Origin of the sequence: Pseudomonas sp. xss_4, from assembly GCF_043104125.1 — a bacterium.
GTDB classification, from domain to species: domain Bacteria; phylum Pseudomonadota; class Gammaproteobacteria; order Pseudomonadales; family Pseudomonadaceae; genus Aquipseudomonas; species Aquipseudomonas parafulva_B.
Genome location: NZ_JBICKJ010000028.1, coordinates 50,408 through 71,266 on the forward strand (window position 1 = coordinate 50,408; position 20,859 = coordinate 71,266).

At 60.4% G+C, this 20,859-nt stretch carries 23 protein-coding genes; 9 read left to right on the forward strand and 14 right to left on the reverse strand.

Annotated elements, in window-relative coordinates:
• The first annotated feature begins 277 nt into the window (after positions 1 to 277).
• On the forward strand, positions 278 to 919 hold the full coding sequence (locus tag ACF8GB_RS06520; RefSeq protein ID WP_058638719.1) for a hypothetical protein: 642 nt from the start codon (positions 278 to 280) through the stop codon (positions 917 to 919).
• Positions 920 to 972: 53 nt separating this feature from the next.
• On the opposite strand, the gene ACF8GB_RS06525 is transcribed toward ACF8GB_RS06520, so the two are convergent.
• From ACF8GB_RS06525 to prlC, 8 genes are all read right to left on the reverse strand, one after another.
• On the reverse strand, positions 973 to 2,505 hold the full coding sequence (locus tag ACF8GB_RS06525; RefSeq protein ID WP_392475040.1) for a SulP family inorganic anion transporter: 1,533 nt from the start codon (positions 2,503 to 2,505) through the stop codon (positions 973 to 975).
• Between the two features lie 190 nt (positions 2,506 to 2,695).
• Positions 2,696 to 3,415 (reverse strand): carbonic anhydrase, encoded by a 720-nt coding sequence (locus tag ACF8GB_RS06530; RefSeq protein WP_058603673.1) that lies wholly within the window; start codon positions 3,413 to 3,415, stop codon positions 2,696 to 2,698.
• Positions 3,416 to 3,808: 393 nt separating this feature from the next.
• Complete coding sequence (locus tag ACF8GB_RS06535) at positions 3,809 to 4,267, reverse strand: hypothetical protein (protein ID WP_182138457.1); 459 nt, start codon at positions 4,265 to 4,267, stop codon at positions 3,809 to 3,811.
• Between the two features lie 203 nt (positions 4,268 to 4,470).
• Positions 4,471 to 5,127, reverse strand: coding sequence for a hypothetical protein (locus ACF8GB_RS06540; protein ID WP_182138458.1), 657 nt, complete (start codon positions 5,125 to 5,127; stop codon positions 4,471 to 4,473).
• 474 nt (positions 5,128 to 5,601) lie between these two features.
• A complete protein-coding gene (locus ACF8GB_RS06545) occupies positions 5,602 to 6,660 on the reverse strand; it encodes a PA0069 family radical SAM protein (RefSeq protein ID WP_392526725.1) in 1,059 nt (352 codons plus the stop codon).
• A gap of 61 nt (positions 6,661 to 6,721) precedes the next feature.
• On the reverse strand, positions 6,722 to 8,728 hold the full coding sequence (locus ACF8GB_RS06550; RefSeq protein ID WP_326384179.1) for a M3 family metallopeptidase: 2,007 nt from the start codon (positions 8,726 to 8,728) through the stop codon (positions 6,722 to 6,724).
• A gap of 120 nt (positions 8,729 to 8,848) precedes the next feature.
• A complete protein-coding gene (locus tag ACF8GB_RS06555) occupies positions 8,849 to 9,130 on the reverse strand; it encodes a YheV family putative zinc ribbon protein (RefSeq protein WP_078477768.1) in 282 nt (93 codons plus the stop codon).
• Entirely contained in the window at positions 9,127 to 11,178 is a 2,052-nt protein-coding gene (prlC, locus tag ACF8GB_RS06560) for an oligopeptidase A (RefSeq protein ID WP_392526726.1), read from the reverse strand. Before prlC ends, ACF8GB_RS06555 begins: the two co-directional genes overlap by 4 nt.
• Before the next feature lie 102 nt (positions 11,179 to 11,280).
• Between prlC and ACF8GB_RS06565 the strand changes: the two genes are divergently transcribed.
• Positions 11,281 to 11,829 carry a gamma carbonic anhydrase family protein gene (locus ACF8GB_RS06565; RefSeq protein WP_058603651.1) on the forward strand — a complete coding sequence of 183 codons (549 nt, stop codon included), beginning with the start codon at positions 11,281 to 11,283 and terminating at the stop codon, positions 11,827 to 11,829.
• A gap of 116 nt (positions 11,830 to 11,945) precedes the next feature.
• Positions 11,946 to 12,602, forward strand: coding sequence for an HAD family hydrolase (locus ACF8GB_RS06570; RefSeq protein WP_078479375.1), 657 nt, complete (start codon positions 11,946 to 11,948; stop codon positions 12,600 to 12,602).
• Between the two features lie 16 nt (positions 12,603 to 12,618).
• On the opposite strand, the gene ACF8GB_RS06575 is transcribed toward ACF8GB_RS06570, so the two are convergent.
• Positions 12,619 to 13,701: an aminopeptidase gene (locus ACF8GB_RS06575; protein ID WP_392475043.1), complete on the reverse strand. Its 1,083-nt coding sequence runs from the start codon at positions 13,699 to 13,701 to the stop codon at positions 12,619 to 12,621.
• 84 nt (positions 13,702 to 13,785) lie between these two features.
• Here ACF8GB_RS06575 and ACF8GB_RS06580 point away from each other — a divergent pair, with 84 nt between their 5' ends.
• Both ACF8GB_RS06580 and ACF8GB_RS06585 read left to right on the forward strand, forming a co-directional pair.
• Positions 13,786 to 14,199, forward strand: coding sequence for a hypothetical protein (locus ACF8GB_RS06580; protein WP_058638745.1), 414 nt, complete (start codon positions 13,786 to 13,788; stop codon positions 14,197 to 14,199).
• Between the two features lie 57 nt (positions 14,200 to 14,256).
• On the forward strand, positions 14,257 to 14,670 hold the full coding sequence (locus ACF8GB_RS06585; RefSeq protein ID WP_023532343.1) for a hypothetical protein: 414 nt from the start codon (positions 14,257 to 14,259) through the stop codon (positions 14,668 to 14,670).
• Positions 14,671 to 14,700: 30 nt separating this feature from the next.
• Here ACF8GB_RS06585 and ACF8GB_RS06590 read toward each other — a convergent pair whose 3' ends face one another.
• Together ACF8GB_RS06590 and ACF8GB_RS06595 are read right to left on the reverse strand one after the other, a co-directional pair.
• Positions 14,701 to 14,934, reverse strand: coding sequence for a DUF1161 domain-containing protein (locus ACF8GB_RS06590; protein WP_058603649.1), 234 nt, complete (start codon positions 14,932 to 14,934; stop codon positions 14,701 to 14,703).
• Positions 14,935 to 15,005: 71 nt separating this feature from the next.
• Positions 15,006 to 15,431 (reverse strand): OsmC family protein, encoded by a 426-nt coding sequence (locus ACF8GB_RS06595; protein ID WP_058603648.1) that lies wholly within the window; start codon positions 15,429 to 15,431, stop codon positions 15,006 to 15,008.
• Positions 15,432 to 15,582: 151 nt separating this feature from the next.
• Between ACF8GB_RS06595 and ACF8GB_RS06600 the strand changes: the two genes are divergently transcribed.
• Positions 15,583 to 16,587 (forward strand): LLM class flavin-dependent oxidoreductase, encoded by a 1,005-nt coding sequence (locus tag ACF8GB_RS06600; protein ID WP_058638747.1) that lies wholly within the window; start codon positions 15,583 to 15,585, stop codon positions 16,585 to 16,587.
• Between the two features lie 122 nt (positions 16,588 to 16,709).
• Here ACF8GB_RS06600 and ACF8GB_RS06605 read toward each other — a convergent pair whose 3' ends face one another.
• Both ACF8GB_RS06605 and ACF8GB_RS06610 read right to left on the reverse strand, forming a co-directional pair.
• Complete coding sequence (locus ACF8GB_RS06605) at positions 16,710 to 16,931, reverse strand: DUF1161 domain-containing protein (protein ID WP_023532365.1); 222 nt, start codon at positions 16,929 to 16,931, stop codon at positions 16,710 to 16,712.
• 101 nt (positions 16,932 to 17,032) lie between these two features.
• Positions 17,033 to 17,248 carry a dodecin gene (locus ACF8GB_RS06610; protein ID WP_023532741.1) on the reverse strand — a complete coding sequence of 72 codons (216 nt, stop codon included), beginning with the start codon at positions 17,246 to 17,248 and terminating at the stop codon, positions 17,033 to 17,035.
• Between the two features lie 150 nt (positions 17,249 to 17,398).
• Between ACF8GB_RS06610 and ACF8GB_RS06615 the strand changes: the two genes are divergently transcribed.
• Complete coding sequence (locus ACF8GB_RS06615; protein WP_058603646.1) at positions 17,399 to 17,722, forward strand: YqjD family protein; 324 nt, start codon at positions 17,399 to 17,401, stop codon at positions 17,720 to 17,722.
• On the opposite strand, the gene ACF8GB_RS06620 is transcribed toward ACF8GB_RS06615, so the two are convergent.
• Positions 17,719 to 18,615: a LysR family transcriptional regulator gene (locus ACF8GB_RS06620; protein WP_196185302.1), complete on the reverse strand. Its 897-nt coding sequence runs from the start codon at positions 18,613 to 18,615 to the stop codon at positions 17,719 to 17,721. The two genes, ACF8GB_RS06615 and ACF8GB_RS06620, sit on opposite strands and share 4 nt — an antisense overlap.
• 108 nt (positions 18,616 to 18,723) lie before the next feature.
• Here ACF8GB_RS06620 and trpB point away from each other — a divergent pair, with 108 nt between their 5' ends.
• Both trpB and trpA read left to right on the forward strand, forming a co-directional pair.
• Positions 18,724 to 19,941 carry a tryptophan synthase subunit beta gene (trpB, locus tag ACF8GB_RS06625; protein ID WP_023532832.1) on the forward strand — a complete coding sequence of 406 codons (1,218 nt, stop codon included), beginning with the start codon at positions 18,724 to 18,726 and terminating at the stop codon, positions 19,939 to 19,941.
• Positions 19,938 to 20,747: a tryptophan synthase subunit alpha gene (trpA, locus tag ACF8GB_RS06630; protein WP_058638748.1), complete on the forward strand. Its 810-nt coding sequence runs from the start codon at positions 19,938 to 19,940 to the stop codon at positions 20,745 to 20,747. The genes trpB and trpA overlap by 4 nt, the downstream gene beginning before the upstream one ends.
• Positions 20,748 to 20,859: the final 112 nt, after the last annotated feature.

Here is a 20,859-nt window from a genome sequence, read left to right on the forward strand (position 1 = left end):
CGTGCTACGCATGCGGCGCGGCGCCACGGTTTGCATTGGTCTTAATGGGCTGTGCGGGACGATTAGCATAGTGCACCCGGTTTTCATGAAATGAACTTCATCAACAGCCCAATGGCTCTAAATCGGTGTAATTGAAGGGGAACAGTCACGCAGGAAGCGCCATATATGCTGGATACGACAGGCATCGGATCCGTTTATAACAAATGGATCTTAACTTAATTGAATATCCAGCTAAGTTAGTGTCTTCCGTTTGAAACGATTTGTCCTTGGAGTTGTCATGAACATCGCTGCTGTACGCGAGCAGGTGAATCAAGCCCACCAACATGAAGGCCAGACCGGCCAGCTGAAAAAACGCCTCGCGCTGCAACTGCCGCACCTGCACCCTTCCATCCAATTGCCGGAGCAGGGTGCTCAGGACACGTTGGCGCGCTTTGTGGGTGCCTACATCGATCAAGTGCCGGAACTGCTTGAAGCGGCCCACGAGGTGGCGCGTGAAGCCGGTATCGAGTCGCAGATCAAGCCCGTACTGAAGATTGCCGAGGCCTACTTCCTGCAGCCGCCTAGCGTTATGCAAGGGCATGTCGGCCTGGACTGCCTGCTGGACGAGGCCTACCTGGCCCATCGCCTGGTGGAGGAGGTCAACGACCTGTATATCCGGCACTTCCAGCAGCCACTCATCCCCGTCGATACCACCGTTGCCAACCTGATCGCTCACCAGCTGATCGGCGAGGCGTTTGCCAATCAGCTCGATGAAGTGGTGCACCACTCGGTCGATGAAATGCTCGACGACGAGAGCTTCGCCGCAGAATCTGTGGAAGCCTACCGTGAAAAACTGAGCAGCCCCGAAACCGGCGCTGCCTGGAAGCGTTGGCCCTGCCTGTCACGTCAGCTGGGCGTGGAGCTCGGCCAGCCGGCTTGAGCATGGCTGGGCTGGCCGACGTTGCGATGGCCAGCCTGGGCCACAGCCCGAGGTCAGGCACCCACGCCGGACGTGGTGCGTAGCCGTCCTTCCACCCGTCGTTTCAAGCGCTTGTGCTCGACTCGAAGCTTGGAACCACTGGCCGCATTGCTGCGGCTCCAGTCTTCGAGCAATTCCAGGCAGGCGTGGTCGATGTAGCTGAGGTTGCCCAGCGGCACATGCAGCGTGGTGCCGGCGGGTACGCCGTCGAGCACCTTGGTCAGCGCCGGCACCTTGAGAAAGGTTGCCGCGCCGCTCAGGCGAAGTTCCATGTGCCCGGCCTTGGGCAGGTCCACTAGGTTGATCTTGAGGCGTGCGGCCTTGAAGGCGAGCTTGAGCAACGTCAGGGCAAAGCCCAACAAGACGCCCGTGAGCAGGTCGGTGAAGATGATCGCCAGGGCGGTAGCCGCATAGGTGAACATCGGCATCCGGCCATAGCGCCCAAGGCCCCGGAAGGCTTTGAGGTCGACCAGTTTTATCCCGGTAAACACCAGCACCCCGGCCAGGCTTGCAATCGGAATCTGCTGCAGAATGCTGCTGAGCACCACCACGAACGCCAGCAGCCACACGCCATGCAGAATCGCCGAAGCCCGGGTTTGTGCGCCGGCCTGGACGTTGGCCGAGCTACGCACGATCACGCCGGTCATGGGCAGCGCGCCCAGTATCCCGCACAGCATGTTGCCGATGCCTTGGGCCGACAGTTCCCGGTCGTAATCCGAACGCTGGCCACTGTGCATGCGGTCCACCGCTGCGGCAGACAACAAGGTTTCGGCGCTGGCGATGAATGCCAGTGCAAAGGCCGCCACCAGCAGGCCAGGGTCAGTCAGTTTCATCAGGTCATCGAAGCGAATCCAGTCGATGGCCTCGGACAAGTCCGCCGGTACCTCTACGCGGTTCACCGGCAGCGCCAGCCACAGGCTGATGGCAGTCATGGCTGTCACGCCCAGCAATGCTCCCGGAATGAAGCGCAAGCGTTGTGGCCGCAATCGCTCCCAGCCCCACATGATGAGCATGGTGCCCAACCCCAATGCACCGGCCTGCCAACCCATGCCTGCGCTTTCCAGCGGCAACGCCCCAGCGACGGTTGCCGGGAACGCCAGCAGGTTCTGCATGCCCGACGGTTGAGGCGCGGTGTCGAACATCACATGGACTTGCGACAGCACGATCAGTACCCCGATACCCGCCAGCATGCCGTACACCACCGCCGGCGCCGTCACTCGGAACCAGCAGCCCAGGCGCAGGCGCCCGGCCAGCAACTGCAGCAACCCTGCCAGAAGCAGAATCGGCCCGAGCATGGCCATGCCGTGCTGGCGCACCAGTTCGAAGACCAGCACCGCCAGCCCAGCTGCCGGTCCGCTGACCTGCAACGGGGAGCCGGCGAGGAAACCGACGACAATGCCGCCGATGATACCGGTGATCAACCCCTTGGCAGGCGGCATACCGGAGGCGATCGCAATGCCCATGCACAAGGGCAGGGCCACCAGAAAGACCACTACCGAGGCCAGCAACTCACGCGGCAGGGCCGCTTTCAGCTGTGTAATGTTCACCGTATTACTCCTTTCTCTATCGCACGGCCATTCCTCTGGCCGTGGGCACGTTTAGCCCCGACAGGCGCGCAGCAGCAGGCCGCCAGCGCAGCAGCCGGCACACCAGTCAGGGAATTCAGGGCAGCAGACGGCCACGCCACACCCCAGCAGGGTGTAGCCGGCCATCAAGGTTCAGCGGTGGTCGGGTCGCTTAGTAGCGGCCTCTCGGCGTGGCACAGGGCACTGGCTGGTCTGCCGACAACGGCAGGAAGCTGTCGCTCAAGGCGTCGTAGGCTTCAATCTTGCTGGTCTCGATGTCGTACACCCAGCCATGGATATACAGCTCGCCGGCGGCAAGACGCGAGGCGACGGAGGGGTGCGTACGCAGGTGATGCAACTGGGCGATGACGTTTTCCTTGGTCAGCACCTGCATGTTTTCATGCTCGGTTTCGCACGAGCAGTTGTTCTCTACCACGGTGCGGGCGACTTCGGCATGACGCAGCCATGCGCTGACGGTCGGCATCTTGGCCAGCGACTGCGGGTTGAGCACGGCGCGCATGGCGCCGCAGTCGGAGTGGCCACAAACAATGATGTGATGCACTTTCAACGCCATGACGGCGTACTCGATGGCGCTGGAAACGCCGCCGTTCATCTGTCCATAAGGGGGGACCACGTTACCGACGTTGCGGGTGACGAACAGATCGCCCGGCGAGCTTTGCGTGATCAGCTCCGGCACGATGCGCGAGTCGGCGCAGGTAATGAACATGGCGCGCGGCGTTTGCGCCGTGGCGAGCTTCTTGAACAGCTCTTGCTGCTCAGGAAAAACGTCATGATGAAAGCGCAGGAAGCCGTCGACAATGTGCTTCAGGGCGGCGTCGGCGCTTTCCGCAGGGACCTGCGGCACGACCTTGGATGGGTCCTTTACGGGCATGATTCATCCTCTTGACGGTGAGTAGGCAAATCCATTTTACCGGTGAAAGATTCTGGCAATGCTGGGATTTAGATGACAGGCATTGAGCATAAATCACAGTCGGTGTGGACTGATTTCCTACGCTAGCCGGGAAAACTTAACTGAAACTTAATTCGGAGGCTCTAGAACGGGCGTTCCAGATGATCAGGAGGGTGCTTCAATAGTAGCAAAAAAGCATCAATTGCCAAGTACCATGACTGCAATTATTTGCTCGGATTAGTGAGGCTGGGGGTAGTCCCCCAGCGCGTGGCAAAACGTAGGCTGTCGAGGCGGGAGGCAGTGCGCCTTCCGGGTTGCATTTCGCACAGCTGTAGTGCACTGGGTGCTCGAAGGGGACCACGCCTCGATGCCCGATCAAGCCTTCCGGTCGTTCAATGTCAGAATCAAATCACGAACGGCCTCGCCCGCAGCTGCGATGTAGCCTTTGTAGAAATCCCTGCCTTGGTGCAGCAATGGGGAGCCTTCCAAGGACTCAGCAGCCGCTTCAACTGTTGCCGAGCCGTACTCTTCACTCATCGCTGCCACACTCCGGGCACGCGCCGCCGGATCGTCATACGACTTCTGATACCAACTGGATACTTGGTATTCAGCGCCCTCGCGCTCGAATTTTTCACGCATGCTCGTTGCCAGCGCATCCAGTGACCTTTGAATCACGACGGGGTCGATGTTATGGGCTTTCAGGTAAGTCTCAACGCGCGCCTGAGCCGCCGTTATCAAGGCACCATGGGTGTATCCCTGCATGGGTGGAAAAACACCTTCGGGGAGCTTCATACCAGGCGTGTACGAGTGATAGGTGTAATTTTTGTCAGCCATGTTTGACTCCTTGGCGTAAACAGGGGAGTTGGCGAGTACCGCTAGTAGGCTGGCAGCCAAGGCTAGGCCCAAGCGCCCGGAATAAGCGTGCCTATGGTGTGTCCTTGATCGAAGACGAGGTCGTAGCATTCGCATCTTGGCCAGACTTTCATTATTCGCACGACATGCGGCAGAGATTATTTGAAGCACTAGTAGGCACTGGGTCATTTGCCCACTGAATCACTGCCCGACTTTTCCAATCCAGCTATCAGATCGTGCACACCATTTCCTGCGCTTTCAATGTAGTCGCCGAGTAGGTCACGGTCTTTGTCCAATAGCGGCGAGCCTCTAAGGGACTCGGTAGCAGCGCGAACAGCAAGCGCACCGAAATGCTCGGCCATGTCGGCAACGCTCTTGCCACGGTCCGCGCTGTTCGCATAGGGCTTCTGGTACCACGTCGATATCTGATACTCGACATTTTGGGCTTCAAACACCCGGTTAAGCTGGTCGGCCAGACCAATCAACGATTCACGGACAAGCGCTGGCTCGATACCCCTGTTGCTCAACACTGCTTGGGCACGCGTTGTAGCAGCGCCGATCAAGTCCTCGTGGGTGTAACCCGGCATGGGTGGGAACACACCCTCCGGAAGTTTCATACCTGGTTGATAGGATTGGTAGTGGTTTGGATTATCTTGCATGGCAAGCTCCGTAGCTTGAGCGGTTGATGACATGGCCGACACGACGGTAAATGCGCCATAGGCAAGCAGGGCCAGTAAGCAAGGCCGCCAATGAGATCGGCAGAGGTAGGGAGACTGAAACGCTGCAGGTCCGGTGGCTGCATCCAAATCGTCGGTATTATGCATATCTTCCCTGATGGTCATGTAAAGCCTGCTGGCTGGCCAAACCTTGTTATCTCCGTCGCCAATGTTGTGGCGGTCAGCAGAGCGTTGGAGGTCGGCTTATTTCTGAAGGGCTCTTTTGATGAGCTAGCTTTTCAACTTCAACCGTGTACTCAGCGCTGTTCAGAGTGAGGTCCGAGGTTAACTGAGCACTACATGACCGCGGAATTGCAATATGCTTACATACCTGTAAGCATTTTCTTACACAAGTGACACCCGCGTTATTCTGCCCAAAAAGATAATGCGGCCTCAAAGCCTCGCCAATCGTGGCTTTGTCGATTACCGGGTTACTTCGCTGAACGCGTTATCCTCTTCAATGACGTGCTCGCTCCAAACAATAAATCAACGTCCATTCACAATCACTGATGAGCGCCTTTTAGGGTTTCAATGCGGCAGCGCATTTTCTCCAAGCAGGCACAGCGCTACCGCAGGATCTGAGGAGCCATGCTCCATGGTTCAAAACAACTGAAGCTGGGCGCCAGGCGGATTAAACTGCGAACAGTCCAGTTGCAAGGCGTCACGTTCCTGGAATCCTAATTTGCGGACACTCTTGTCGAAACGCTGCGCCAACAACTGGGCAAAAACACCTTCACCCCGCATACGAGCACCGAAGCGGCTGTCATAAAGCGCTCCGCCCCGGCTTTGCCGAATCAGGCTCATCACATGGGCTGCGCGCTGCGGATAGTGATCGTGCAACCACTGCTCGAACAGAGGGGCCACCTCCAGCGGTAAGCGAAGCATCATGTAGGCCGCGCTTTGCGCCCCGGCCTCATGCGCCGACTCCAGCAACTGCTCCAGTTCACAGTCGTTGATCATGGGAATGATCGGCGAACACAGCACGCCCACGGGTACGCCCGCATCGCGCAGCAGGCGTATGGCCCGCAAGCGCGCAGCAGGCGAAGCGGCACGGGGCTCCAGCACACGCTTAAGGCCAGCATCAAGGGTGGTATGGCTGATCATCACGCGCACAAGGCGCAAGCTGGCCATTTCGGTCAACAGGTCAAGGTCACGCAGAATCAAAGCGCCCTTGGTGACGATGGTCACTGGGTGTCGAAACATCAGCAGCACCTCCAGCAAACGCCGAGTCAGCAAGTGTTCGCGTTCTATCGGCTGATAAGGGTCGGTGTTGGCCCCCAGGTTGATCGGCGCACACACGTACCCAGGTTTGCTCAGCTGCTGCGCCAGCACATCGGCCGCATTGGTCTTGGCGATCAGCTTGGTTTCGAAATCCAGACCCGGCGACAGGTCCCAATAGGCGTGGGAAGGGCGCGCATAGCAATAGATGCATCCGTGCTCGCAACCGCGATAAGGGTTTATCGACCGGTCGAAGGGCAGGTCGGGCGAGGTATTGCGGCTGATCACGGTCTTGGCCGTCTCGATCCGCACTTCGGTCCCTTGCGTGATCGGCACATCTTGGTACCAGCCATCATCCTCATACGATGAGTGGGTGTGGCCGAAGCGATTATGCGGATTATGCGCAGTGCCGCGGCCCTTCAAAGGAGGTGAATATGACATGGCTAAACCCTTTACTGTATGCATGTACAGTAAAGGGCGTGCCGGGTAATTGCCAGCCCGATTATCCGGCAGCCTGAAGCCACTGGAGGTAAGGGTGCAGGCTGGTCTCACGGCCTAGAAACTGTCTCACCCCTTCACGCAATGGGCGCGATGCCCCTGGGGCGATTAGTGACTCGAACAGCACCTGTCCAAGCGCACGATCAAGTAACCCCGTTTGCTCGAAGCGGGTAAAGATATCCACGGCACATACATCTGCCCAGAGATAGGCGTAATAGCCGGCGTCATACCCGGTAGCCAGGTGGTCGAAGGCGTGGGCTGGGTGCTCATGGGCGTGCAGGGGCCAATAACCACACTGTTCGCGCGATTGAGCGAATCGCTGGCGAGGGGTTTTCCCGTCACCTGGTTTCGTGTGCAGATCCACGTCGAACAAGGCTTTGCTCAGCTCAAGCGCGGCTTCGCCAATGGCCTCGCGCTTATAGCGCGCGATGCACCGCTCGACCTGCTCCCTATCAATCTGACGCCCGTCCGAATGGTGGGAGGAGATGCTGACGAGATAGGCGGCGTTCCACACCCAACGTTCGAAAAGCTTGCCAAATAGCTCCGTCCCGTCCGTACCGAGTTCGATCACGCCCGACTGAACCTGGTTGTCGGTACGCACCAGAAGGTGATGTAACGCATGGCCAAACTCGTGGTACAGCTTGCGCAGCGCGAGGTGATCCAACAATGGCTGTGCGCCTGCGCTACCTTCGGGCACGTCACTGAAGACCATCACCACCGCTTGCTGGTAAATCCCTTCCGCGTCGACCCTGCGGTTACGCACATAGGTTGTGAACACCGCATCTGCCTGCTTACCGGCATGCTGTACAGCATCGAGATAGAGCAAGCCAATGCGTGCGTTGTCCTGGAATGCCTCAAAGGCCAGCACCGAGGGCGCCCATACAGGGGCAGGGGTGGCCCTCAACTCCAGGCCAAAGAGCCGCCTGGCCAGCTGGATCAGCGCGTCGATGACGGCAGCCATCGGGAAAAATTCGCGCAGCGCCTCCTTCGACATTATCTTGGCCGCGTCTCGCAGTTGCTTTTGGGCGAAGCGTAGGTCCCAGGGCTGCATGTCATCCAGACCCAATTTCTGTGCGTCACGCTCAAAGTCTGAACGCCACTGCAGCACCACGGGTTTCATGCCAGCAGCCAAGCTTTGCAGGAATGCGCGAACCTGGCGTGGTGAACCTGCACTTTTGCGCGCCAAGCTCAGGTTCATGTGATCGGAGAACGCCAACAGCGTCGCTCGTTCATGGCGCAGAAGTGCCAGTTGCTGCAGCACCTGACCATTATCTGGCGACGAACCGGTATTGACGCCACGTCCATGGAAAGCCCGGTACACCTGCTCACGGGTAGCACCTAGCTCGGCCTCTTCCAGCACACGCTCGGTAGCCCAGCTTTCGCAGGGTATGGACCACCCGTTACTGCCGCGCTGCCTTGCCCGTTCGTTCAACTCGTCGAGACTGCGTTGGGATAGACCGCGCAGCTGAGTGATGTCATCGACGACCACGTCCGGATGATCGAGATTGAGCAGATACCGTTCTTCAAGCTCGGTTATCTGGCGTTGCAGGTCGAGCAACCGCGCCTTGTCACTCTTGGGCAGCGAAGCGCCACTGACGCGAAACCTTTCCACGTGCCAGCGCAATGTTGCCCGCTGGCGGCTATCGAGGTTACGGCCGATATCGCTGTACGCCAGCTGTTCATACAGCGACTGAAGCTGCTCGTTGCAAAACCTTGAGTCCAACGCAGAGCTGGCAGCAATGTGAAACGCCAGGATAGGGTCACTCCAGGCCTGCCCTTTGCCCAGAAATGGCATTACCCCATAAAGCACTGCGTACAACTGAGCGTCCAGATCATCCATGGCCAACACCAGGTCATCCCATGTTGGCATTGATGGCTGGCTGTTGATCACGCGCTCGATGCCTTGTGGATACCGCTCAAGGACCTGGTCGAACGCATCCTGCATGCTTTCGACTGTGATGGAGGGGTAGTTGACGGGCACGTTGCCGTCTTGCAGAAGCGGGTTGCTCATCACGCTTTACCTTGCTTGATAATGGGAGCTGGCAAGCGTGGGCGACTGCGCGAGCGGGCAGGTCGCGCTTAATTACCACCAGCCCCACCGCCCGGGCCTTGCGCCCGAGCGGTGCAGCGGTCAATCGGCCGGTTTCTTCAGCTTCGGATTGGGAAAGAACTGCACGGTCTGCACCTTCGCCGCTGCCGGCTTGGGCGCTTGTTGGTTGACCCGCGTGCCCAGTTCGCTGGGCACCGACAAGCCCTGCTCATTGAGCGTGTCAGTAAAACCGCACGCCACACACTCGCGGTGCGGCACGCCGTCTTCGTTCCACATCATCAGCTTGTCGGCCTCACTGCATGCCGGGCATACCGCGCCAGCGATGAAGCGCTTCTTGGTCTTGTTCACGGCGTCCTCGCTCATGCTGCCGCTTCTTCGGCCAGGCCACTGTGGCGCAACAAGGCGTCAATGGACGGCTCACGGCCGCGAAAATCGACGAACAACACCATTGGCGCACGCGAGCCGCCGCGAGCCAGCACCGCTTCGCGGAACGCCCGACCCGTTTCGGCATTGAACACGCCTTCTTCCTCGAACCGCGAAAAGGCATCGGCCGACAACACTTCAGCCCATTTGTAGCTGTAGTAGCCTGCTGCGTAACCGCCCGCAAAGATGTGCGCAAAGCTGTTCGGGAAGCGGTTATAGGCCGGTGGGCGCATGACCGACACTTCATCGCGCACCCCTTCGAGCACTTGCAGCACCGTACGGCCGTCACCGTGGCTGGCGTGGAGTTCGAAGTCGAACAGCGAGAACTCGAGCTGACGCACCATCATCATGCCGGACTGGAAGTTCTTCGCCGCCAGCATCTTGTCCAGCAGGTCCTGCGGCAGCGCCTCGCCGGTTTCGTAATGGCCGGAAATCAAGGCAAGGCCTTCGGGCTCCCAGCACCAGTTCTCCATGAACTGGCTGGGCAGCTCTACCGCATCCCATGCCACGCCGTTGATACCAGACACCCCGGCGTGATCGATGCGGGTCAACAGGTGGTGCAAGCCGTGGCCGAACTCATGGAACAGCGTCGTGACCTCGTCATGGGTCAGCAGGGCAGGTTTGCCCGGCGCGGCAGGGGTGAAGTTGCACACCAGGTTGGCCACCGGGCTTTGCAGTTGGCCTTGCGCCGTTACGCGACGGTCACGCGCCCCGTCCATCCAGGCACCGCCACGCTTGTTGGCGCGGGCATAGAGGTCGAAGAAGAAGCGCCCTACATGCTGGCCGTTCTCCTTGATCTCGAACAGGCGTACATCCGGATGCCAGGCGTCGAACTGCTTGAGCTCGTTGATCTCGATGCCATACAGGCGCTGCACGATGCTGAACAGGCCACCCAGTACCTTGTCGATAGGGAAGTAGGCGCGCAGTGCTTCCTGGGACACACTGTAGCGCTGCTCTCGCAGCTTCTCACCAAAGTACCCGGCATCCCAACTGGCCAGCTCCGGACAACCTTGCTCGGCAGCATAGGCCTTGAGCTGGCCCAGGTCGCGGGCGGCGAAGGGCTTGGAGCGTTTGGCCAAATCGCGCAGGAAGCTCAACACCTGGTCGGTGGACTCGGCCATCTTGGTCGCCAGGCTCAGCTCGGCGTAGTTCTCGTAGCCCAGCAGTCCGGCAAGCTCCTGGCGCAGATCAAGGATCTGCTGCATCACCGGACCGTTGTCGAACTGCCCCGCGTTCGGGCCCTGGTCCGAAGCGCGGGTGCAGTAGGCTGCATACAGCTCTTCGCGCAGCGCGCGGTCGCTGGCGTAGGTCATCACCGCATAGTAGCTGGGGAATTCGAGGGTGATCAGCCAGCCATCGAGGCCCTTGGCGGCGGCAGCGGCGGCCATCTGGGCCTTGGCCGAGTCAGGCAGGCCGTCGAGCGCGGCTTCGTCGGTGACGTGCTTGCTCCACGCCTGGGTGGCATCCAACAGCTGGTTGGAGAACCGGCTGCCCAGCTCGCTGAGCTTGCTCTGCACCTCGGCGTAGCGCTGCTGCTTTGCGGCAGGCAGGTCGATGCCCGACAGGCGGAAGTCACGCAACGCATGTTCAAGGATGGTCTTTTGCGCCACATCGAACGTGGCAGCCTCGGGGCTTGCAGCCAGTGCCTGGTAGGCATCGAACAACGCACGGTTCTGCCCAAGCTCCGTAGAGTAGGCGCTCAGCGCTGGCAGGCAGGCCTCGTAGGCTTCACGCAGCTCTGGGCTGTTGCACACTGCATTGAGGTGGCTCACCGGGCTCCAGGCGGCCCCGAGGCGGTCGTTCAGTTCGTCCATGGCAAGCACCAGGCCTGACCATGTAGGCGCTGCGCCTTGTTCTTCAAGAATCCTGGCAATGGCTTTACGGTTGTCGGCCAGGATCGCTTCGATCGCCGGCAGCACGTGCTCTGCACGAATTTGCGAGAAGGGCGGCAGATCGTGGGATTGCAGAAGCGGGTTGTTCGCAGTCACGGTTTGGATACCTTGGCAGAAGAAACACAGCCCCATCTTAATTACAATCGACGCCGACCGCAGCAGGCAGCCAGCCTATCGGCACACATGAGGAACACTATCATGGCCATTCGAAGCTTCCAGCAACACCGTCCCAAGCTCGGAGCGCGGGCCTTCGTCGACCGCTCGGCGGTGGTACTGGGCGATGTCGAGATCGGCGAAGACAGTTCGGTCTGGCCATTGGTGGTAGTGCGTGGCGACATGCACCGCATCCGTATCGGTGCGCGCACCAGTGTGCAGGACGCCAGCGTGCTGCACATCACCCACGCCAGCCCGTTCAACCCGGATGGCTTTGCGCTGATCATCGGTGACGAAGTCACCATCGGGCACAAGGTCATGCTGCACGGCTGCACACTGGGCAACCGCATCCTGGTCGGCATGGGCAGTACCGTCATGGACGGCGCCATCGTCGAGGACGAGGTGATCATTGGCGCCGCAAGCCTGGTGCCACCGGGCAAGCGCCTGGTCAGCGGCTACCTGTACATGGGCAGCCCGGTCAGGCAGGTCCGGTTGTTGAACGACCAGGAACGTGCCTTCTTCGCCTACAGCGCCGGCAACTACGTGAAGCTCAAGGACCAGCACCTGGCCGAGGGCTTCGATCAGCCGGACTGATCGTTTTTCCACAGCCCGCCGGCCGCGCAGCTGCCGGTATCGGGCTCTGACTCAGCCATGCGGGCATCGGCTCGCCCGCCAGCATGCGGCGCAGCAACCAAGCGGACACCTTCCCTATGCACCAGCAAAACATCCTGTTCGACCTCGACGGCACCCTGACCGACCCCCGCCTGGGTATCACCCGTTCCATCCAGTACGCCTTGGCGAAGCTGGGTATCGACGAGCCAGACCTCTCTCGCCTTGAACATTTCATCGGCCCACCGCTGTTGCAGGCGTTCATGCAGTTCTACGGTTTCGACGAAGCCAAGGCCTGGGAGGCCGTCAACTTCTACCGTGAGCGCTTTCGCGTCACGGGCCTGTACGAAAACCTCGTGTTCGACGGGGTACCGCAGCTGCTCGAAACCCTCAATGGCCAAGGCCGCACGCTCTACATAGCGACTTCAAAGCCGTGGGAATTCGCGCGCGAAATCGCCCGCCACTTCGCCTTCGACCAGCATTTCAAAGTGATCTACGGCAGCGAGCTGGACGGTACGCGAACCAACAAGGTCGAGCTGATTCGCCACCTGCTGGACGAAGAAGGGCTGGACCCGGCACACACGCTTATGATCGGCGATCGCAAGCATGACCTGATCGGTGCCCGCAGTAACGGCGTGCAGGCCGTGGCAGTTGGGTATGGGTTCGGAAGCCGCGAGGAACTGATGGCAGAAGCGCCGGCGTTTCATTTCGCGTCCCTGGCCGAGCTGCACGAGGCGTTCAGCATGCGATCGCGCTGAAGGGCCGGGCAACCGGCTAACGCGCACTAGCCCCTGGCATCAACCCTTGCAGGGCTGCAGTGCGCGCAGCGATGGGCAATGACGCCAGTTGCCCGACGCGCTCATAGAATCGCTCCCAGTCACCTTCGGCCTGGCGAAATAAAGCCGAAAAAGCCGGCACCCACTGATCGTACAGCCCGAATGGCAGCAATTTCGCATTGTTCATCGGCCCATCTACCCAGGCGTCGTAACGCGTATCGCCTCTCCAGGGGCCATCGCGAAGCGAACGGTAATCGCTTCGCAACCGCTCGAACTCGGCCCGCTTGGCCAAGCGCTTGGTTTCATCATCGGTGGGCGCCGCATAAATCGCCTGTAGGCGTGCCCGCGTGGCCAGTACCAGGCGGATGAACTGCTCGCGCTGGGGGCTATGGTCTTCGCCGGTGGCCGCCAGCCCACGGCTCAGCCGCCATTGCCGCGTGCCTTGCTGCTCGACGAACGACGCGAACGACTCGTTGAAGGCCGTATCGTCCTGCACGTAGACACGCTGATGAGCCAGCTCATGAAAGATCAGCGTGGCCAGACGCTCTTCACCCCAGCCCATCATCGATGACAGGATCGGGTCATCGAACCAGCCCAGGGTCGAATAGGTTTCTACCCCGCCCACATAGACGTCAAGGCGCTGCTGGCGCATCAACGCCGCTGCACCCCGTGCTGCGCCTTGGCGGTAGTAGCCACGGTAGGCCACACACCCTGCAATGGGAAAACAGTGGGTGACCGGCTGTAGCGACAACTCAGGGGTGGCGAATACATTCCATACAACGTACGGGCGGCCCAAATCGGCGTACGTCGTGTAGCTTCGGTTGTCGGGTAATTTCAGTTGCCGGGTGGCGAATGTCCGCGCCTGCTGGGCGTACGCCAGCCGAGCGCGCAACGGCTCGGACGTGGCAGGATCGGCCATCACCTTCGTCAGGGGCCGACGCGCCTGCAGCAGCTCCCACTGGCCGACTGCCAGCTGGCCATAGTAGCCAGCGCTGCTGCAACCGTTGAGCAGCGCGACGAGCAGTAGCGGAACAAACCGGGTGAAAACACGGTCGAGTGCCCCAGGGTCTGAGCGTTGCACAAGCACTGTTCCAAGCATCGTCTACCGTCTGATTCGCTCAACCCCATTCGCCTAAAGATTATCTCGCCGAAGGGGAGTTTCGCCATGCGCGCATTGTGGGTCGCCGGTTCATTGCTGCTGACAACGGCCTGTTCGACATTGCCTGACCCCGACCCCTCTCAAGCGTGGGTCGACCTTGAACCAGGCGAGCAAACTTCCCTGGACGCGGTAAAAGTCGATGCAAGGGACTGGGACGACAACCGTTATTTCCAAATACCGCCCGGCAACCATGAGCTGACCGTGCGCTATCAATTCCCGGTGGCGCCCAGTAACATCGGCCCCGTTGACGCCCCGCTGTGGCGTGATTGCCAGGTCAAGGTGGCCTTCAAGGGCTTCGATGCTGGCGAGCGTTACCAGTTGCAGGCTGGCAGCATCGGCTTCCGTCCCTGGATCAAGCTCTATGATCAGCAACAGAACCTGGTCAGCCAGGGTGAACCGGCAGGCTGCCAGCGCACGTGAAGCATCCAAAACAGCGCTATGCTTGTCAGGTATTCACTGCAAGTGGAAAAACCTGCCATGCGCCAGCCCATGATGCTGATCGCCCTCAGTGCACTGGGAGCTTGTGCTAGCCCCTTACCGCCCAAGGACCCTAAACAGGCCTGGGTAGACCTTTACACCATGACACCCGGCAGAGTCATCATGGCCGACCGCCTCGATGGCAAACGCCTGGACGACGGCCGTTATTTTCAGGTGACGCCCGGCAAGCACGAACTGATCGTACGTTTCGACTATGAGATCTACGCGGGCGGGTTCTCTACCGACCCCAGGGACCGTACATGCTACCTGACGGTGCGTTACGATCACTTCGAGGCGGGCGAGCGTTATAGGCTTGAGGCAAGGGCGCCGGTAATGGAACCGCAGGTGCTGTTGTATGACTCAGCCAGGACCGTGGTCGTCAACGAACCTAGCAGGGTCTTCTGCATACCCTAGGCCCCCTCCGGGTCCCAGCGGTTGCCAGGCTTACTGATCATTCTTCTGATAAATGATCTTGCGGGCACCTCCATCACAGCTGCCGACCACCATGTTGGGGTCCTGCACTTCGCTGTTGGGCACGATTTCCAGGGTATAGGACGGCACACCCTGGGCCTGGATCTTGGCCTCGATTTCTGCCTTCAACTCCTCGCATGGCTTGATTGCTGCCAGTGCCGAAGTTGTCACCAGAGAGACCAGTAAAGCGGTAGCGATGCGAATCATGGGCGGCTCCAGTAAAGGCAGCGAGGCTGCCGGGTTTTCAGATTACCGCAAACCGCCCACGGCTGGAGCGATCAGCTCACCAGCTTGGCATCCAGGGTAATGTTGGCGTTGAGCACCTTGGACACGGGGCAGCCCTGCTTGGCCTTGTTGGCGATTTCCAGGAACTGTTCTTCGCTCGCCCCTGGTACTTTGGCGCTCAGCACCAGGTGCACCGCAGTGATGGCAAAACCATCGTCCTGCTTGTCCAGGGTGACTTCGGCTTTAGTGTCGATACGCTCGGGCGTCAGCTTGGCTTCGCCCAGCATCATCGACAGCGCCATCGAGAAGCACCCAGCGTGGGCGGCGCCGATCAGTTCTTCTGGGTTGGTGCCCGGCGTGTCTTCGAAACGAGTGTTGAACCCATAAGGGTTGTTCTTGAGCGCGCCGCTTTCCGTGGAGATCTGGCCCTTGCCGTCCTTGAGACCACCTTCCCAGATTGCCGATGCTGTCTTCTTCATGATGCCTCCCGGTCATTGGTTAAATACCTATCGATTCAGAGGCTGGTAGCCTGATGAGAGTTCAGCTCAATCCGACAGGGGACATTGAATCCAACGATTGCGCCCATACAGAGTCAAAAGGCCTCAGGCCAACCATCATTGCGGAGGCTTCATGACGCAGTTGCGAAATCTGAAAATATCCACCCTTGACTTGGTGCCAGTGCGCGCCGACCAAGGGCCCGCGCAATCGCTGCGCAATTCGCTGGACCTGGCGCAGCATGTCGAGCGCTTCGGTTACAACCGCTTCTGGGTAGCCGAGCACCACAACATGGACGGCATCGCCAGCTCGGCCACCTCGGTACTGATCGGCTACCTAGCGGGGGGTACATCGCGTATCAGGGTAGGTTCCGGAGGCGTCATGCTGCCCAACCACGCGCCGCTCGTGGTGGCCGAGCAATTTGGCACCCTGGCCAGCCTGTACCCCGGTCGTATCGACTTGGGCCTGGGCCGCGCACCAGGGTCCGACCAGATGACCGCCCATGCACTGCGCCGCGACCGAGCCGGCAGTGCGGACGATTTCCCGGATGACGTCGAAGAGTTGTCGCGCTACCTGGGCCCACGCACCGATGACCAGAAAGTGATTGCCGTGCCGGGGCACGACACCGATGTGCCTATCTGGTTGCTGGGCTCCAGCCTGTTCAGCGCCCAGCTCGCTGGCATGCGTGGCATGCCCTATGCCTTCGCATCGCATTTTGCGCCGCGCTACATGCATGAGGCGATTCGGGTCTATCGCAATCACTTCAAGCCATCCACCACGCTGGACAAGCCTTACGTCATGCTCGGCATTCCCATGGTAGTGGCCGAGACCGACGAGAAGGCCGAGTACTTGGCCACGTCGGTCTATCAACGCATCCTGGCCTTGATTCGCGGCCAGAGCCTGATGCAGAAGCCTCCGGTAGAAACCATGAACGGCTTGTGGTTGCCCCATGAGCGCGACGCGGTGGGCAGCTTCATGGGGCTGGCGATGATCGGAAGCCCTGATAAGGTCCGCGCCAAGGTCGAGGTGCTGCTGGAGCAGACAGGGGCCGATGAACTGATCTTTACCTGCGATCTGTACGAGCACGCAGACCGGATACGCTCCTACGAGTTGCTGGCTCAGGCACTGCAGCAAGCCTAGCTGTCGAGCAGGGTGCCCCGTGGAGCGGACCGGGCTGACTCGGCGTCTTGACGGGTGACCGATAGCCTGGCAACCGGTCATATGCCCGAACCCCGCGGTCAACCCGCGGGGTTCGGTGGCCCTTAGTTGCGGCTGTAAACGATTTCCTTGGTACCGCCCTCACAACTGCCCACCACCTTGCCGGCGGGATCGCCCTTGTCCACGACCGTCAGCGTGTAGTTTTGCACGCCCTTGGCATCGAGCTTGGCAGCGATTTCCGCTTTCAGCTCTTCACACGGCTTGCCGGCAGCCATCGCGCCGCCCGCCAGGGTCATCAGGCCCAACGCCAGAACCACTTTGTTCATCACTTGCTTTCCTTGTGCAGATGAAATCGCAAAAGGCGCCCATCAGGCGCCTCGTCTAAGTCTTACCCCATCGCGCCAGGCACATCCAGCCCGGAACTGTATCAGCTGTTGGTGATACGGAAGCCGACCTTCAGGGTCACCTGGAAGTGCTCGACCTTGTTGTCACGAATGTGACCACGGGTGCTGACGACTTCGAACCACTCCATCATCTGCACGCTTTTGGAAGCTTCGGCCAGGGCATTCTGAATGGCGTCCTCGATACCGGTGGTGGAAGAACCTACCAGTTCGAGCATTTTGTACGTGTGGTGATCGGACATGTGTTGACTCCTTGGATGGCGATAACGTTGAGCCTAGCAGCGCAGTGCTGGTTTACCTGCGAGCAGGCGCAGCGGCAGAAAGTTCGATCGCACTTTCGCTTCGCTTGATAGTCGCAATCTCTAGAGCCCATAACGCGAAGGAGAGTCAACATGCCCCGCAACTCGCTGCGTAAAACATCACTGGAAAGCATGGAAGCCGAGATCGAGAGCCTCCTGAAAAGCCTGGAAAGCCTCAAGAACGACGCATCCGAGGAATCCCAGAAGTCCCTCAAGGCTATTCGCAGCAATGCCGAGACGGCCCTGAAGCACTCGCGCAGCCTACTGAGCGACGCCTACGAAGAAGTCAAAGACCGCACGGTCAAGACCAGCATCGCTACTCGCGACTACGCTCAGGAACACCCCTACACCACCGCTGGCGTGGCAATAGGCGCACTGGGCCTGCTGGCTGCCTACCTGCTGTGCAAGCGCAACTAAGCGCTCTGCCCAGCCAACTCGGCGCGTAACCACTGCGCCAACTGCTCGGCGCGCCCATCGGCGGCGCGCCGTGGCACCCACAGTGCCAATGCTGCAGGCGTTGCGCTAAAGCCCCATGGCGCGATCAAGCGCCCTGCACGCAAGTCATCGGCTACCAATGGCTCAGGCGCGATGGCCACTCCTAACCCTGCGACTGCCGCTTCCAACAAGTAATACAGATGCTCGAACGACTGCCCATATTTCAGCGCCTGGGCATCGAGGCCGTTGGCCAACGCCCATGTAGGCCAGGCTTGCGGGCGCGACGTGGTGTGCAGCAAGGATTCTTCCAATAGCTGGCTGACCGCCGTCTTGCGCAGGCGCCCAGTGCCCTCGAAGTGCGGGCTGACGACTGGCCCAATACGTTCCTGCGCCAGTACGTGAACCTGCATGTCCGCTGGCCACGGCGGTTCGGCGTACACCAGTAACGCATCCAGCCCGGGGCGACGCGGGTCAAGGTCGCCCTCACCGGCAGAAAGATGCAGGCGAAGCTCAGGCAAGTCGGCATTCAAGCGCCCCAGACGCGGGATGAACCAACGCGCCAGCAAGCTCCCGGAACAGCCAAGCACAAAAGGTGCGTGCTCCACTTCGCGGGCCAGCTCCCGGCATACCCCGCGCAGCCGATCAAAGACCTCACCACTGACGTCACGCAACCTGACGCCAGCATCTGTGAGTTTCACACCTCGCCCATCCTTGGCGAACAGGGCAACGCCAAGGTGCGCTTCCAGCGCTTTGATTTGCCGGCTAACTGCGCCATGGGTCACGTGCAGCGCTTTAGCTGCTTGGCTGACGCTGTTGAGCCGGGCAGTCGCCTCGAAGGCGCGCAAGGCATTGAGGGGCGGGAGATCACTGGCCATTACGTGTGAGTTTTCCTGACAGGTCAGCGCAATCTTATCGGTTTTCATCGGAGCAGGTCATGGTTACAGTAAAGCCCATCACTCATTCGTTATGCCTTGGAGCGTCTCATGACCCAGTCCCAATATCGCCCCGGCCCCGATGCCAATGGCCTGTTCGGCTCGTTCGGCGGCCGCTACGTGGCCGAAACACTGATGCCACTGGTACTGGACCTGGCCCGTGAGTACGAAGCGGCCAAGGCAGACCCTGCATTTCTCGAAGAACTGGCTTACTTCCAACGCGACTACATTGGCCGTCCCAACCCGTTGTATTTCGCCGAGCGCCTGACCGAGCACTGCGGTGGTGCCAAGATCTACTTCAAGCGCGAGGAGCTCAACCACACCGGCGCGCACAAGGTGAACAACTGCATCGGCCAGGTACTGCTGGCCAAGCGCATGGGCAAAAAGCGCCTGATCGCCGAAACCGGTGCCGGCATGCATGGCGTCGCTACCGCCACCGTGGCGGCGCGTTTCGGGTTGCCTTGCGTGATCTACATGGGCGCTACCGACATCGAGCGGCAGCAGGCCAACGTGTTCCGCATGAAACTGCTGGGCGCTGAAATCGTGCCGGTCACCGCTGGTACCGGCACCTTGAAAGATGCCATGAACGAGGCCCTGCGAGACTGGGTCACCAATGTCGACGACACGTTCTACCTGATCGGCACCGTAGCCGGCCCGCACCCCTACCCAGCCATGGTTCGGGACTTCCAGTCGATCATCGGCAAGGAAACCCGCGCCCAGATGCAGGAAAAGGAAGGCCGACTGCCGGACAGCCTGGTGGCCTGCGTGGGTGGCGGGTCCAATGCCATGGGCCTGTTCCACGAGTTTCTCGAAGAGCCGAGCGTTCAGATCATCGGTGTCGAGGCGGGCGGGCACGGCGTGCAGACCGACAAGCACGCTGCCAGCCTGAACGGCGGAGTGCCTGGGGTACTGCACGGCAACCGTACCTACTTGCTGCAGGACGCCGACGGCCAGATCACCGATGCCCATTCGATCTCAGCAGGCCTGGACTATCCGGGCATCGGCCCCGAGCACGCTTATCTACACGAAGTGAAGCGGGTCGAATACGTCAGCATCACCGATGACGAGGCCCTGGATGCCTTCCACGCATCCTGCCGGCTCGAAGGCATCATTCCCGCGCTGGAAAGCGCCCATGCGCTGGCCGAAGCCATCAAGCGCGCCCCGTCCTTGCCCAAGGACCACCTGATGGTGATCTGCCTGTCGGGGCGTGGGGACAAGGATATGCACACCGTCATGAACCACATGGCCGCCCAGGAGAAACAGGCATGAGCCGTCTTGAACAACGTTTCGCCGAGCTGAAAACCGAAGGCCGCGCAGCACTGGTCACCTTCGTCACTGCAGGTGATCCAGGCTATGACGCCTCGCTCCAGATTCTCAAGGGCCTGCCGGCGGCAGGTGCCGACGTGATCGAACTGGGCATGCCGTTCACCGACCCCATGGCCGACGGCGTGGCCATCCAGCTGGCCACCCTGCGTGCACTCGAGGCTGGCCAGACCTTGGCCAAGACGCTGCAGATGGTTCGCGAATTCCGAGAGGATGACCAGACCACGCCGATTGTGCTGATGGGTTACTACAACCCGATTCACCGCTTTGGCGTGGAAGCGTTCGTGGCCCAGGCTAACGAAGCCGGTGTCGATGGCCTGATCATCGTCGACCTGCCGCCTGAGCATGACGACGAACTGGCCAGCCCGGCCCAGGCTGCGGGTATCGACTTCATCCGCCTAACCACCCCGACTACCGACGACGCGCGCCTGCCCCGCGTGCTGGAGCGCAGCTCCGGGTTCGTCTACTACGTGTCGGTGGCCGGTGTGACCGGTGCAGGCTCGGCGACGACAGAACATGTGACCGAAGCCATTGCGCGCTTGCGTCGCCATACGGATTTGCCGATCAGCGTCGGGTTTGGCATTCGCACCCCCGAGCAGGCGGCCAACATCGCCCGTCTCGCCGACGGTGTGGTGGTAGGCTCAGCCCTGGTCGACAAAATTGCCCACGCGCAGAACCCCGGTCAGGCGGTAGACGATGTGTTGAGCCTGTGCTCGGCCTTGGCAGAAGGGGTACGTGGCGCTCGGCGCTAGGGGTGGTTGTCGCTCGGTTGCCCGAGGCTATCTTGAGCGGCAGCTCATGTTGCAACGCTGATATCCTAGGGCCGCTGCGCGGCCCATCGCGGCGAACTTGAGGGATGCGTAT